The 13,333-nt window shown below is 44.6% G+C and carries 16 protein-coding genes; 6 read left to right on the forward strand and 10 right to left on the reverse strand.

The genetic code is table 11. The annotated features are described in order from the left end of the window. Positions 1-16: 16 nt before the first annotated feature. The 5 genes from IPG31_12160 to IPG31_12180 all read right to left on the reverse strand — a co-directional run bounded on the left by IPG31_12160 (position 17) and on the right by IPG31_12180 (position 3,141). The gene (locus IPG31_12160) at positions 17-295 is read right to left on the reverse strand and encodes a 30S ribosomal protein S18 (GenBank protein MBK6619065.1); all 279 of its coding nucleotides are present in this window, start codon (positions 293-295) and stop codon (positions 17-19) included. A gap of 32 nt (positions 296-327) precedes the next feature. Continuing rightward, positions 328-651 carry a primosomal replication protein N gene (gene priB, locus IPG31_12165; protein ID MBK6619066.1) on the reverse strand — a complete coding sequence of 108 codons (324 nt, stop codon included), beginning with the start codon at positions 649-651 and terminating at the stop codon, positions 328-330. A gap of 6 nt (positions 652-657) precedes the next feature. Next, positions 658-1,104 carry a 30S ribosomal protein S6 gene (gene rpsF, locus IPG31_12170; protein MBK6619067.1) on the reverse strand — a complete coding sequence of 149 codons (447 nt, stop codon included), beginning with the start codon at positions 1,102-1,104 and terminating at the stop codon, positions 658-660. A gap of 272 nt (positions 1,105-1,376) precedes the next feature. Further along, positions 1,377-1,841, reverse strand: a complete 465-nt coding sequence (gene nrdR / locus IPG31_12175; protein ID MBK6619068.1) for a transcriptional repressor NrdR — start codon at positions 1,839-1,841, stop codon at positions 1,377-1,379. Between the two features lie 49 nt (positions 1,842-1,890). Continuing rightward, positions 1,891-3,141, reverse strand: coding sequence for a serine hydroxymethyltransferase (locus IPG31_12180; GenBank protein ID MBK6619069.1), 1,251 nt, complete (start codon positions 3,139-3,141; stop codon positions 1,891-1,893). 263 nt (positions 3,142-3,404) lie between these two features. Here IPG31_12180 and IPG31_12185 point away from each other — a divergent pair, with 263 nt between their 5' ends. Continuing rightward, entirely contained in the window at positions 3,405-4,148 is a 744-nt protein-coding gene (locus IPG31_12185; GenBank protein MBK6619070.1) for a CADD family putative folate metabolism protein, read from the forward strand. A 119-nt stretch (positions 4,149-4,267) separates the two neighbouring features. Next, positions 4,268-4,957, forward strand: coding sequence for an arginine N-succinyltransferase (locus IPG31_12190; protein ID MBK6619071.1), 690 nt, complete (start codon positions 4,268-4,270; stop codon positions 4,955-4,957). Positions 4,958-4,965: 8 nt separating this feature from the next. Here the strand turns inward: IPG31_12190 and IPG31_12195 are convergent, their stop codons facing one another. Next, complete coding sequence (locus IPG31_12195; GenBank protein ID MBK6619072.1) at positions 4,966-6,111, reverse strand: TIGR03088 family PEP-CTERM/XrtA system glycosyltransferase; 1,146 nt, start codon at positions 6,109-6,111, stop codon at positions 4,966-4,968. Between the two features lie 154 nt (positions 6,112-6,265). Further along, entirely contained in the window at positions 6,266-6,547 is a 282-nt protein-coding gene (locus IPG31_12200; GenBank protein MBK6619073.1) for a ComEA family DNA-binding protein, read from the reverse strand. 537 nt (positions 6,548-7,084) lie between these two features. Here IPG31_12200 and IPG31_12205 point away from each other — a divergent pair. Next, positions 7,085-7,663: a LemA family protein gene (locus IPG31_12205; protein ID MBK6619074.1), complete on the forward strand. Its 579-nt coding sequence runs from the start codon at positions 7,085-7,087 to the stop codon at positions 7,661-7,663. Positions 7,664-7,692: 29 nt separating this feature from the next. Then, positions 7,693-8,595, forward strand: a complete 903-nt coding sequence (locus IPG31_12210) for an E3 ubiquitin--protein ligase (protein MBK6619075.1) — start codon at positions 7,693-7,695, stop codon at positions 8,593-8,595. A gap of 69 nt (positions 8,596-8,664) precedes the next feature. Here IPG31_12210 and IPG31_12215 read toward each other — a convergent pair whose 3' ends face one another. From IPG31_12215 to IPG31_12225, 3 genes are all read right to left on the reverse strand, one after another. Continuing rightward, the gene (locus IPG31_12215; protein ID MBK6619076.1) at positions 8,665-9,444 is read right to left on the reverse strand and encodes an SEL1-like repeat protein; all 780 of its coding nucleotides are present in this window, start codon (positions 9,442-9,444) and stop codon (positions 8,665-8,667) included. 340 nt (positions 9,445-9,784) lie between these two features. Continuing rightward, positions 9,785-10,249 (reverse strand): bacterioferritin, encoded by a 465-nt coding sequence (gene bfr / locus IPG31_12220; GenBank protein MBK6619077.1) that lies wholly within the window; start codon positions 10,247-10,249, stop codon positions 9,785-9,787. Between the two features lie 54 nt (positions 10,250-10,303). Continuing rightward, a complete protein-coding gene (locus IPG31_12225) occupies positions 10,304-10,501 on the reverse strand; it encodes a (2Fe-2S)-binding protein (protein ID MBK6619078.1) in 198 nt (65 codons plus the stop codon). Between the two features lie 232 nt (positions 10,502-10,733). Here IPG31_12225 and IPG31_12230 point away from each other — a divergent pair, with 232 nt between their 5' ends. Together IPG31_12230 and IPG31_12235 are read left to right on the forward strand one after the other, a co-directional pair. Then, positions 10,734-11,765, forward strand: a complete 1,032-nt coding sequence (locus IPG31_12230) for a hypothetical protein (GenBank protein MBK6619079.1) — start codon at positions 10,734-10,736, stop codon at positions 11,763-11,765. Positions 11,766-11,814: 49 nt separating this feature from the next. Continuing rightward, positions 11,815-13,326 (forward strand): EAL domain-containing protein, encoded by a 1,512-nt coding sequence (locus IPG31_12235; GenBank protein ID MBK6619080.1) that lies wholly within the window; start codon positions 11,815-11,817, stop codon positions 13,324-13,326. Positions 13,327-13,333 lie beyond the last annotated feature (7 nt).

Here is a 13,333-nt window from a genome sequence, read left to right on the forward strand (position 1 = left end):
GTAATTTCCCTCGATATTAGTGACGATCAGTATAGGGTAACAAGGCCAGAAATCGGGCGCGTTCAATTGCTACATTTAATTGGCGTTGATAAAACGATTTGGTTCCAGTAATTCTGGCTGGAATGATTTTTCCGTTTTCAGCAATAAAATCTTTTAGTAAATCTACATTTTTATAGTCTACGTGTTGAATGCCTTCAGCAGTAAATCGGCAGAACTTTTTGCGCTTGAATAAGGGTCGAATGGTCGATTTGTTATTAAAGCGGCTATCGGTTTTTTTGTTTCTCGTGAATCTCATTTTGTCTCCATCAAACTGAAAAAATTAAATAACTAAGAAATAGCTTCAATTGTGTTCACATGTAAAACCAGTTGGCCACTCATGCGATTTTTTGAGGCCAGAAAACCGGTAAGTTTGACATGCGTACCCATACCCAATGAAATCAACTTCTTCGCTATATCTGCGATACCAACTACGTGCAGTTTGCAAATAATTTGCCGTTGTATCCCGGCTTCTACCTGGCTGGATTGATGATCAAGTTTTAATTCGGTAATCATGATACCCGCAGGAGTAAAACGTGGTTTTTCAAGCTGGGTGATTACGCCGCAAATTGTAACCAGATTACAGTCAGACACAGGTGAGCAGGTTTCGTGGATTCCAGGTCAGGCATTGGGGTCGTCTGAATTAACAGCAACAGCTATTGTTTCTTCACCGGATTCAGCTGTCCCATCCTCCGAAGCCTGACTGGCGATTGTACCTTCTGATCTGGTAGTTGATCGGCTGCTGGCGTCTTCGCGCACTAACAGCGGTGAAGGTTCGGTAACGGGAGAGTTCATGCGAACAATGAGGTGCCGTAAAACAGCATCATTAAATTTAAAACTGTAGATGAGTTCATCAAGGGTTGTTTGATCACATTCAATATTCATCAATACATAATGAGCCTTGTGTAACTTCTGAATCATGTAGGCCAACTGCCTGCGACCCCAGTCCTCCGTCCTGTGTATTTTTCCGGATTTTGATGTGATTGTGTTGCTGTAGCGCTCGATCATTGCAGGTACTTGTTCACTTTGATCCGGATGAACAATAAAAACAATTTCGTAGTGTCTCATGGTTTCCTTATGGATGGCGCCTTCTTTCAGAACATAAAGTAAGGCAAGGTATTAAAAAGTACAAAGATACTTAACCTGACACTCGGGAATGTAACGGGGTGGAGTCATAATTAAGTTACGCTATTTTACTAAATTACTGATCAAACAGCAAAAGATTCGGTAACTTTTCAGGAAAACTATCTGGCTCGATGCTCTCTGGGTTTCAGCTTCGATGATTTCAAATTTTTGTGATGTGCCGGTTGGTGTGTTATGGCACTAATATCTTCACCTTATCAACTGATTGGCGGTGTAGCTTGAACCTCTCTGATCGCATCTTGGAAATCACCGATATCTTCAAAGCTTCTGTAGACTGATGCAAAACGGATATAAGCAACCTTATCAAGCGCATAGAGTTCCTGCATAACACATTCACCTATGCTGCGGGATTGTACTTCCTGTGCGCCGCTGCCAAGCAGGTTTTGGATGATACGCTCCATGGCGGCGTCGACTTGCTCTGCCGTGACAGGCCTTTTGTGCAGCGCTCGCAGGAAACTGGTCAGCAACTTGTTTCGATCGAACTCTACCCGATTACCATCCTGTTTGATGACTTGTGGAAAACGTAATTCGACAGTTTCATAGGTGGTAAAGCGTTTTTCGCAAACCAGGCAGCGTCGCCGACGCCGAATACGGGTTCCTTCGTCGTTTTCACGCGAATCAATTACGCCGGTATCTTCTGCGCCACAAAATGGGCATTTCATGATCCGAGCTGCATGTCAGTAAACTTGAACATCCAACTACCTATAGCCATTATCTTTCATAAACCGGAAATTTTGCACACAACGCTTGTGCTTGTTGTGCAACTTTTGCCAGCACCTGCTCATCTTCAGGCGCATCCAGAACATCAGCTACCAGGTTTGCCAGTGCTTCGGCTTCTAACTCCCTGAAACCGCGTGTTGTGATTGCTGGCGTGCCAATACGGATGCCACTGGTGACAAAGGGTTTTTGAGGGTCATTGGGAATGGCGTTTTTGTTGACGGTAATGTGTGCTATTTCCAGTGCGGCTTCCGCAACTTTTCCGGTCAAGTTTTTTGGGCACAAATCAACCAGAAACATGTGGCAATCCGTATGTCCAGAAACAATACGCAGGCCTCGTTGCTGTAGAACTTTAGCCATAACACGGGCGTTCTCGATCACTTGCTCCTGATAATTTCTGAATGCCTGGGTGGCCGCTTCCTTGAAAGCTACTGCCTTGGCGGCGATGACATGCATCAACGGCCCTCCTTGAGTCTGAGGAAACACAGCCGAGTTGAGCGCTTTCTCGAATTCTGGTTTAGCCATAATGACTCCTCCGCGAGGTCCGCGAAGAGTTTTATGCGTGGTACTCGTTACAAAATCAGCAATGCCTACTGGATTGGGATAAAAACCCGCTGCAATCAGGCCGGCATAGTGAGCCATGTCGACAAATAAATAAGCGCCGACTTGATCTGCAATTGTGCGAAACCGTTTCCAGTCGATAACGCGCGCGTAGGAAGATGCGCCTGCTACAATCATCCGAGGCCGATGTTCGTGCGCAAGCCGTTCAACTGCGTCATAGTCTATTTCCTCGGTTTCCGGATCCAACCCATAGGCAATTGAATTGAAAATCTTGCCACTCATATTGACAGATGCGCCGTGTGTCAGATGCCCACCGTGTGCCAGCGACATTCCCAAGAGCGTATCTCCAGGTCGCAAGGCCGACAGATAAACGGCGGCATTGGCTTGAGAACCTGAATGAGGTTGTACGTTGACGTATTCGGCTTTGAAAAGAGATTTGAGTCGATCGATCGCAAGCTGCTCGACGATATCAACATGTTTGCACCCGCCATAGTAGCGTTTGCCAGGATAGCCTTCAGCATACTTGTTGGTTAGGACGGTGCCTTGTGCTTGTAGAACTGCGGGGCTGGCATAGTTTTCAGATGCGATCAGCTCAATGTGATCCTCCTGGCGCAGCACTTCGCCTTTGATTGCTAGCCATAATTCCGGGTCGATCTGCTCGATAGTTTCTTGTTTTGAGAACATGATGTTTACTCTTGGAGGTTTATGTTTATACTGTTGCGGTATATTCTACCATTGCATAGAAAAAGCCACAGAGAACGTATTTGCTGCTACATGCCCATGAATATTTTTCATGGGCATGAAAAAAAATTTCATTTGATTCGTTGCTGGTAATTACGCAAAATTCTTGGTTTGCTATTCAGAAATGGGGATCAATTTGACTCCAGCTGATGAATTAGCGATGATAGTAGCGTAAGTTTTGTTAGTTAACTCTGATAGGAGTAATCATGGTTGCAAAAAATTTATTTAAGCATCAAGTCGACTCGGTTATACAAGGACGCCATCTTCTGCAGCATCCATTCTATATTGCCTGGACGGAAGGGAAGCTTACACGCGAACAATTGCGGCATTATGCGGAGCAGTATTTCTATAATGTCCTGGCTGAGCCGACTTATCTCAGCGCAGTTCATTTCAATACACCCCATTTCCATAATGCCCACAATAGTGGTGATATCAGCGTTCGTCAGGAAGTTCTGAAAAATCTGATTGATGAGGAGCATGGCGAGAAAAATCATCCGGCACTCTGGAAGACATTCGCATTCGCCCTGGGAGCCAATGATCAAAGTTTGGCGGCAGCTGATGCATTGCCAGAAACGCGAGATCTGGTATCAACCTTTCGCGATATCTGCCTGAACCAGCCTTTCTATGCGGGTCTTGCTGCATTGCATGCCTTTGAATCCCAGGTGCCTGATATTGCTGCTGTCAAGATTGATGGTCTGGCCAAGTTTTATGGAATGACCGATTCTAAGGACTATGAATTTTTTTCAGTTCATCAAAAAGCCGACATTTATCATTCTCAGGCAGAGTGGGCGATCATTGAAAAATTTGCCGATACGCCAGAAAAACAAGCCGAGGTTCTGGCTGCCACGCGCAGGGCTTGTGATGCACTCTGGAAATTTCTGGACGGCATTCATGAAACTTACTGTGCCGATTTGGTCTGTGAGGAAGAGGCTGCTGTTACGCTGCACTGATTCTTTCCCGGCATTCTTTTCTACGCCCGGTAATTGGATGGATGACCTGTCTGATTATCGGGCGTTTGTTTTCTGGTGGTAATATTTTAATAAGCGGAATTTCGTGGTAAATGGATTCCATGAATAGCAATCTCGATAAAAAAACTACTATGCATTGGTCGCAGCTGCTGCTGATCGTATTGCTTACGATTATGTTTACTATGGGGGGAACCTACTGGTTTCTGAAGACTTATTATTTCAGTCCTTCTTTTAAACCGGTGACACTTGACGCAAAAGAAGAAAAATTACTTGGGGCGAAGCTACAGACGCTTGGGTTTGACTTCAATTTTCCTGCTTCCCGGGACAATGATAGAAGTGATCATGAAATTGATAAAGATGGTTTTCTGAAACCAGAGCAATATTCTGAAAAAAATGCTCGGCGCGAGATCAGCTTTACCGAGCGTGAGTTAAATGCGATGCTTAACAAAAATGCCGATCTTGCACAAAAGCTGGCGATCGACCTGGCTGATAATATGGTAAGCGCCAAGCTATTGATTCCACTAGAGGAGGATTTTCCTTTCTTGGGTGGTAAAACTTTGCGTGTCAATGCTGGTATTGGCATGGCCTATCAAAACCAGAAACCCGTCATAATCCTGAAAGGAGTCAGTATCATGGGAATACCCATCCCAAATGCCTGGTTGGGTGGGTTAAAAAATCTGGATCTGGTCAGCGAATTCGGTGTTGATCCCGGATTTTGGCAGTCCTTTGCGGCAGGCGTTGAAGGTATTCAGGTTGTGGATGGCCAGATCAATATCAAGCTAAAAGAGTAAAACTTCTGCTAGCTTGCTTGGCGGAACTGATCGTATACCTGTTGATATTCCCTGACCATTGCTGACATGCTGAATCGTTGCAACGCGATTTCGCGTGATGCCCCTCCATGTGTCAGGCGTAATTCTCGATCCCGCACATAGCGGTTCAGTAAGGTCAGTAAAGTGGACTGATCACCGCAGGAAAAGAATTCTCCGTTTCGTCCGGCTTCCACCAGTTCAGGGTTACCTCCGACGTGAGTGGCAATAACCGGAATACCGCTTGCCATCGCCTCGAGCAGCGTATTGGAAATACCTTCGTTTAGGGAGGGTAATACAAATAGATCCATCAATCGTAACCAGTCCGGAATATTTTCCTGAGCGCCTGCAAACCAGATCAAGTCCGCCAGCAGCAGATTGCTGGCAAGCTGATGCAGATCTGTCAGTAATGGCCCGTCTCCTACTATGATTAATCTTAAATTGGAACGCAGATCCGGATATTTTGCGAGCAGTGTGGCAAAGGTTTTAATTAAAGTTGCCTGATCCTTGACAGCTTGGATGCGACCAACGGTACCAATGATTACCCGATCAGGTATCTGAAAGCAGTGGGGCAGGAGATCAGAAGTCTTATTTTCTACAGGGTAAAATTTTTCTGTATCTACCCCATTGTAAATCTGGGTGATTCGCCGGGTATCAATTCCTACCTCGTTTACCAGATAATTTGCAAGATGCCTGGAAACTGTGATGTAGCCATCAACCAGAGGGGTGTGTAGCCGACGCAACAGCGCAGGTTTGAGTTTCTTGCCATCGATGTTGTCAATATCCCAGCCATGTTCACCATGGATCCGGCAAGGTACACGTGCCAGCCATGCTGGAAGTAGTGCATCCAGTCCGGATTGGTTGCGGGTATGAATGATTGCTGGGCGTAAACGACGGCACAATGCGTAAATTTCACGCTGCATTTGTCTGACGCCAATTTTGGAGCGATGAAGGGCAATGACTTCAACATTTTGATGTTGAATGCGGTCGCGAAAATCCGAGAAATCCTCTACACATATAATGGCATGGCGATACACAGATTCCGGCATCTTGTTGATAAGATTGACCAGGCCGTTCTCCAGTCCGCCCGTGCGAAGATGATGAATGACATGCAGGATTAACGGAGTTGTGACTGGCATTTATCCGAAGTCCGGTTATGGATATTGAGTCTCGCGACAGCTTATCGAGAGGATTCTGGCCGGTTGATTTTAAAATAATCCCCTGCAAGATGATTTGCAGGGGATTATCCATAATATTTCTGATATTTAGAAATCCTGGCAATTCTCAGAGTCGCTATTTTAATACGTTAACCTGTTCGATGGGATCTGAAACGACAATTTGATCACCCAGTTTCTGGATGGTGCTCGTACCAATACCTTTGACTTGAGTCAAATCATTCACCGATTTAAACTGACCGAATTGATCGCGATATTCGACAATAGCTTTGGCTTTAGCTGGACCAATACCTTTCAGTGTTTCCAGTTCAGATTGTGTCGCTGTATTAATATCTACAGCAGAAAATACAGGGTTGCTAAAACAGAAAATGACCAGAAAAAGCAGAAAAAATTGTTTCATCATTTGCTCCATTAAAATAGCATAAAAATTTAAAATTTTCCCAATAGGGATTTTTTTACTTGCAGGTTAAGAATTTCTCCCAAAAGTAAAAAACAGTTAACGACTTTTCTTTCTAAAGCTATAGCAATTTTGGGCTCTCCATGAAAATTACGTGGGTAATGTGCCAGCGAAATATAGTGAGAGGGTTGCTTAAGGCTTTTAATCTCAAGGGTGATGCATTCTCGGTTTTCCGGGGAAATGGGGCTGTTGAGCTACAGCCGCATTGGAACAAAATATCTGGTGTAAGGTGGATGTGGGTGCCGGCTTAAAAGGTCGATTGCGGCGCGTTGCTCGCTTGTTGCATTAAGTTTGCTCTCCAGTGGAAGGGCGGGCTTTCTATGTACAGCGTGCAGTTTAGTTGAATGGGCTGTGGTCTGGGAACGTCAGGATGAAGTACGCGTCCGGGGAGACAAGGATGAATGAGTTAAATCTTCACTCCTCATTTTCTATCCTGTGCCGTTAAAGAGTTATTTTCTGAAAGTTTTTCTGGAGATAACGATGGATTTATCAACCTATTTCTTCGGTTTTCTGGCGGTGTCAGTATTTTTGTTGATGATTGCCATCACAATCTACAATAATTTAGTCAATTCCAAGCATGCCGTATCGCAAGCCTGGTCGAACATCGATATTCTGCTCAAGCAGCGCCATGATGAGCTGCCCAAGCTGGTCGAAACCTGTAAGCAATACATGCAGTTTGAACAGGCAACTCTGAACATGGTCATGCAGGCACGGGCACGTATCGCCAGTGCGCGTGAAGCAACGGATGTCTCCTCTTTGGGTGCAGCAGAAGGTATGCTCAGGATGGGACTTGGAAATTTGTATGCAGTTGCGGAGGCTTATCCAGAACTGAAGGCCAGTGAAAAATTCCAGTATCTGCAGACAAGAATTTCCAGTCTTGAAAATGGCATCGCCGATCGCCGCGAGTTTTATAATGAATCCGTCAAAAACAATAATGTTTTGATCGATCAGTTTCCAGAAATTATCATTGCCAGGTGGTTTGGATTTGGTGCGCGTGATTTGCTGGAGTTTTCCATCGAAGACAAGGCTGACCCTAATCTCGGAAAGCTCTTTGCCTGATTTTTCTGTGCTTCTTTACCTGAGCTTGGATTGTTGTGATTGAAGATCGCGGAGCGATTCTGTTTGCAACTGTTGCGGCTATTGCAGTCAGTTCTTACTTTTTCTTGCGAGCCTGGAAATACTGGCGTTTGATTAAGGATACCCCAACATCTCGCCTGCGTTCTGCGCATCAGGGTTTTGTCGAAATTGAAGGCAAAGGCATATTTGCGCAGGATCACGCCATCTACGCGCCATTATCCAATCACCGCTGCATCTGGTATCAGAGTGTGATCGAATGCAAATCGAGTTTCAAATCACGTCATACCTGGCGGGTCATTTATCAAAATACGAGTGAATCTTCTTTTCTGCTTGATGATGGAACTGGAATCTGCCTGGTTGATCCGCGCGGAGCTGAAATCATTAGCAATGAAAAGCTTGTTTGGTATGGAGATACCGAGTGGCCGGTTCGAACGGGTATCATGGATAGCGCACCGTTCGCCATGTCGCTGAAAAGTGAATACCGCTACACCGAAAGCCTGGTATTGCCAGGTCAGCGACTCTATGTGCTTGGACAGTTATCGACTCATTCACCGGCCACCCACTGTTCACTGCGCGATGTTATGCGTGATCTGCTCGATAGCTGGAAGCTGGATAGTAAGCAACTGTTGTTACGCTTTGACTCTAACCATGATGGTGAAATCGATCTGAGCGAATGGGAAGAAGCCCGCCGTACTGCCAGATCAGAAGCAGAGGTGCTGCACCAGATGCAACAGGTTGAACCCACAACCAATCATGTTTTTCGGCCAGAAGACAAGCGGCAGCCCTACATTATTTCTGTTCAGCCGCAAATAACTATTGTTAATGATTTTCGCCGTAATGCTATTGTGATGCTGATCTGTTGTCTTGGTTCGTTTGGCTATTTTATTTGGCAACTGTACGCATATTGGCAGTAGTTGCCAATCAAATTACACAAGTGCAGTCAGGTCACGCCAGAGCATCAGTCGGTAGAGCGGGGGGGGCAACTATTTCTGGATAGCTTTCTGATTTAATCTCAGCTTGTTTTCCAGCCAATCCCGTGCATCTTTTTGTGCGGTTTTCAGTTGGGCGGTACTCAAAGCGCGCATAGCCTTGTCGCGTGCCAGAATCGCCTGTTCAACTCCGGCAGCTGCCGCAATATTGAACCAGATATAGCTTTTTTCCATATTTAGTTCTACACCCTGGCCGACCTGATAGAGTAACCCAAGCTCATATTGAGCAAGGGAATGATTCTGTTCTGCGGCTAAAATCAGCCATTTTGCAGCTTCCGAAAAATCCTGTAGCGTACCTTTACCTGTCAGGTAAAGCAACCCTAGTTGATACTGTGCATCAGCGCTGCCTTTGACCGCCTTGTCAAGAAACAGACTGGTAGTATAGTAAAGTGGATTATTGGCGTCTGGTATCAGTGTTTTTTCCTCATTGATGGTTTGTGTATTAATTTCGTCAACACGCGCAATAGCAGAAGAAAGTAACGAATTTGAAGAAGGTGCTTCTGGCCTGGCAGTTGGTTCGGTGCCAGATGATAATTTGATTGAGCCAGGTTCGTCGTGGATAAAAGCAAACCAGAGTACTGAGCCCATAAAAAGTATGAATCCCCCACTTGCCAAGGCTACCAGATACGCACTTGCATTGCGTCCCCAGAAGCGCGCTTTGCAGTCGCGGCAGCGGTATGGCAGTTGAAAAAGGTTGGCTGCAGTGCGCTCTCCTGGTCTTATCCGTGACTGATGCACACGTTCACTACCGCACTCTGGGCAATGGATAGTCATAGGATGTTCTGCCTTAAATAATGATCTGGGCATTATACGGCACATTCTGCAGCCGATATATGCAGACAGGCGTGGGTTGCAAGCGCATACTGCCGTTTCAAACCCAGCTGATTGTGCTCGGACTATATTGTCCACCCGATGCGGTTTTTGGATGAGAGAAGGATAACAAAGTGTGATTGCCAATAATGATGGCGATACATCACGCTGTGCCAGCACAGCAAAAATAAATCACAATTTCTTCGAAAATTGGCTGCGGGTCCCTGCACAGGCGTTACCAGACTCGGTAACGATCGGTAGTTTTAAATTTCCTGGTCAGGGTAGGCTGATTTGGGCTGGTAAGTTAAATTTGGCTTTGTAACCAGTTCTGAATACCAACCTTCTGTGTCATATCTCTTTGCGTTTCCAACCAATCAATATGGTTTTCGGTATCTTCCAGGATGTGCTCGAATATTTCGCGCGAGACAAAATCTTGAGCGGATTCACAAGCCGCGATGGCTTTAATCAATGTTTCGCGAGAAGTGCATTCCAGATCAAGATCACAGGTAACGCATTCCTGGGCGGTTTCTCCGATTAGCAGTTTGCCCAGCTCCTGCAGGTTAGGTAGCCCTTCCAATAGCAGGATACGTTCGATTAATTGATCCGCATGTTTCATTTCCTCAATAGATTCATGATATTCATGATCCGCAAGTTTATTGAATCCCCAGTTTTTATACATACGGGCATGCAGAAAATACTGATTAACAGCGGTAAGTTCATGCTTGAGCTGGGTATTTAGCCAGCGAATGATGTCAGTATTGCCTTTCATGATATCTCCTTGTACGACGAGCCTAAAAATAATTGGCAATAGTAAAATATTGCCTTAGTCTTTGAAGGGAACGGTTGTTGTGTCGGTTAGATGCAGTGCCCTATCAAGTACCATTTTGGCATGACAGGCGCAGACACCACATTGCTCAGATACGCCCAAACCAATCCGTATATCACGCATTCTTATGGCACCGTTCAAGGCAGCCTCATGAATATCGCGATCGGTTACTCCCTTGCACACACAAATATACATGAATAGCAATTCTCAATGAGTAAGTTTTAAATTAAATCAGAATATATTAACGAGTGATTAAGTATTTTGCAATGTTAATGAGAATGATTCGTGATTCTATATGTATTTAGAAAATTTGCAAGTGATTGTTCAAATAAGTGTGCTGGATAAGCGATAATAGTTTCACGGTTACATCTTAACAGTTTGATATATAAGATTATTATAGTTTATATTTTTTAAAGGGTACGGCCTCATGCATGTCGATATAGTTATACCCGATTTATTTTGGCCAGATTCTGGTCAGCCAGATATTTATCATCAATTGCGACTACCTGCCCTTGAGAAAATATTGGCAAAAAGTCAATGTAGTGAATCTGCAGCAACTTCGATCGAAGCCTGGCTATGTCAGTTTTTTAAGATAGAGAAGCAGCAAGATTGGCCGATTGCACCCATCATGGCAAAACTGGATAGCGGGAATATTGGCAGAACTGCTGATGGTTACTGGTTACGTGCTGATCCGGTTCATTTGCGAATCGAAAATAACCATATTCTTCTGGTGGATAGCCGAATGCTGAATATTTCACCTAAAGAAGCCGGTGATCTCGCCGATAGCATTAACGAGTTGCTCGCAAAGAATAGATTGGCCTTGCTACCGATCCATCCGCATCGTTGGTATGTACATAGCGATGAGACACCAGTCATGCGGACTACTCTTCTGGGTGAAGTTGCAGGCAAGAATATCAATAACCAGTTGCCGGTGGGTGGCGACAGTATCGAATGGATAAAGTGGGTTAACGAAATCCAGATGTTGCTGCATGAGCATCCTGTCAATCTGCAGCGAGAAATGCATGGAGAGCCAGCTATCAATAGTTTATGGATATGGGGTGGTGGTGTTATGCCACAGAACCTGAAGGTATTACCCTGTGAAATGTGGAGTAATCATGAGTTTGCGCAAGGCCTGGCTAATGCTGCTGGTATGGAGTGCCAATCCCTGCCCTCCAATGCATATGACTGGTTATCCAGTCTGCAGGAGAGAAAGCAATTGATTCTGTTTGATAATTTTCAGAGCTCTGTTTGTTACCGGGATTTCACTACATGGCGAGATGAGCTTGTAAAGCTTGAAAGTACTTGGTTTGTACCTTTGCTGGATTTGCTAAAAAAAAGGCGGATTACAAAACTAACAATAAGTACGTTGGGCGAGAGATCAACTCAGGTATTCAGCTTGACTCCCGGGAGTCTCTGGAAGCTGTGGGCAGTTAATTACCCAATAGCTAAATACAATTAATATGAAAGCATTTTGCAAGTTTGAATTTAACTTTTGATGACGTGACAGAATGAGTGCATACATCGATTCCAGGGTAAATACGATCAAACCTTTTCTATCGGCATTTATTGCGATGGCTGCAGCGGGGCTGCTGATTCTGATGGAATATTTAAAACTGACGGTAGAGCCGCAAGTTGAAATTGGGTTGTGGGCAATATTGGTCTTCACTCTCTGCACGACAATACTGCAAATTGCGCGAACAGAGAAAAACTTCTCCAGATATCTTGTTCAGTTCGGTTCACAAAGAGAACGACTGGCCAACGAAATAAAATACCGGCTTTGGGCAGAGAAAACCTCTGCAGAAAATAAGACAAAATTACAAATTCTTGATGAGAATTTTCCAGTTATGCTGGCGTACTTCAATCGGGAATTACAATGTTGCTACCACAATCGAGCTTTTCGTCAGTGGTTTGGACTGAAACCTGAACAAATAGATGGCAAGTTTCTGCATGAATGCCTGAATGAAATTTTCTACTTGGGTGTCAAACAATTTCTTGAAAAGATTCTTGCTGGCGAACTGCTCCAAATTCAGCATACCCAGCAGCTAGCCAATCAATCCACTTGCCTTATTATCGGACAATTTGTGCCGCATTTTGATGCTAATGGCAAAGTGATCGGATTTTATATTCTCTACACACCACGCCTTCTGAAGGAAGGAGAGCAGGTTGTTGCTACCGAAAGTATCGCTTCAATAAGCGCAACTGAAGTGGAGGATCAAAAAAAAAGTATCCGGAGTCCCTCGATTCATCCGGTTTCGCATAAGCAGAAGAAATCATCACTAGATTCTTCTGAGCAGATACTTCAAGCAATAGAGCGGGAGGCTTTTCATTTGCATGCGCAAAAGATTACTCCGGTACAGGCGTATCAGACTAGTGAAATTTATTATGAAATTCTGATTCGAATGGCAGAGGAAGAGTCCAGTATGATCCCCCCTGGGGCATTTCTGCCCATGGTTGAGAGTTTTAATTTGCTACCCAGACTGGATCGCTGGGTAGTCAGAAAATCGATCGAGTGGCTAAAGAATAACGCAGGTAAAGCAAATATCGCACTTTGCCTCAATATAGCTAAAAGTACTCTGGAAGATAAGATGTTTGTTGTATTCATTCAAGAAAGATTGAATGCTACTAAGATTGAGCCACGTAGATTATGTTTTGAAATAGAGACGGTAGATGCTGCTGCCAATCTACCTGCCTGTGCAATTTTTGCCAGAAATGTCAGGAGCCTGGGATGTCAGGTTTCCCTGTGCAGCTTTGACTACGACCAGAACTCATTGCAACTGCTAAGAAATATTAAGGCAGATTTCATCAAGATTGACGGTAGCCTGATTTGCAATATGCTTAGAAACACGGCAGATTTTAGCAAAGTTGCAGATATCAATCGTTTTGCACATACACATAAAATCAGAACGATCGGTGAGCTGGTTGAGACACCTGAGATATTGGCAAAACTGGCTGAAATTGGCGTGGACTATGCGCAAGGGTTTGGTATTGATCGGCCTCATCCACTCAGCACGATAAGTTAAAAATATT

This window comes from Nitrosomonas sp. (assembly GCA_016703745.1).
In the GTDB taxonomy this organism is placed as follows: domain Bacteria; phylum Pseudomonadota; class Gammaproteobacteria; order Burkholderiales; family Nitrosomonadaceae; genus Nitrosomonas.

Excerpts from the sequence above, each read along its gene's own strand:
- nrdR (MBK6619068.1), bottom strand. The coding sequence starts at position 1,841 with ATGAAATGCCCATTTTGTGGCGCAGAAGATACCGGCGTAATTGATTCG.
- IPG31_12180 (MBK6619069.1), bottom strand. The coding sequence starts at position 3,141 with ATGTTCTCAAAACAAGAAACTATCGAGCAGATCGACCCGGAATTATGG.
- IPG31_12185 (MBK6619070.1), top strand. The coding sequence starts at position 3,405 with ATGGTTGCAAAAAATTTATTTAAGCATCAAGTCGACTCGGTTATACAA.
- IPG31_12225 (MBK6619078.1), bottom strand. The coding sequence starts at position 10,501 with ATGTATATTTGTGTGTGCAAGGGAGTAACCGATCGCGATATTCATGAG.
- bfr (MBK6619077.1), bottom strand. The coding sequence starts at position 10,249 with ATGAAAGGCAATACTGACATCATTCGCTGGCTAAATACCCAGCTCAAG.
- IPG31_12230 (MBK6619079.1), top strand. The coding sequence starts at position 10,734 with ATGCATGTCGATATAGTTATACCCGATTTATTTTGGCCAGATTCTGGT.
- IPG31_12215 (MBK6619076.1), bottom strand. The coding sequence starts at position 9,444 with ATGACTATCCATTGCCCAGAGTGCGGTAGTGAACGTGTGCATCAGTCA.
- IPG31_12200 (MBK6619073.1), bottom strand. The coding sequence starts at position 6,547 with ATGAAACAATTTTTTCTGCTTTTTCTGGTCATTTTCTGTTTTAGCAAC.
- IPG31_12190 (MBK6619071.1), top strand. The coding sequence starts at position 4,268 with ATGAATAGCAATCTCGATAAAAAAACTACTATGCATTGGTCGCAGCTG.
- rpsF (MBK6619067.1), bottom strand. The coding sequence starts at position 1,104 with ATGAGACACTACGAAATTGTTTTTATTGTTCATCCGGATCAAAGTGAA.
- IPG31_12195 (MBK6619072.1), bottom strand. The coding sequence starts at position 6,111 with ATGCCAGTCACAACTCCGTTAATCCTGCATGTCATTCATCATCTTCGC.
- IPG31_12205 (MBK6619074.1), top strand. The coding sequence starts at position 7,085 with ATGGATTTATCAACCTATTTCTTCGGTTTTCTGGCGGTGTCAGTATTT.
- IPG31_12235 (MBK6619080.1), top strand. The coding sequence starts at position 11,815 with ATGAGTGCATACATCGATTCCAGGGTAAATACGATCAAACCTTTTCTA.
- IPG31_12160 (MBK6619065.1), bottom strand. The coding sequence starts at position 295 with ATGAGATTCACGAGAAACAAAAAAACCGATAGCCGCTTTAATAACAAA.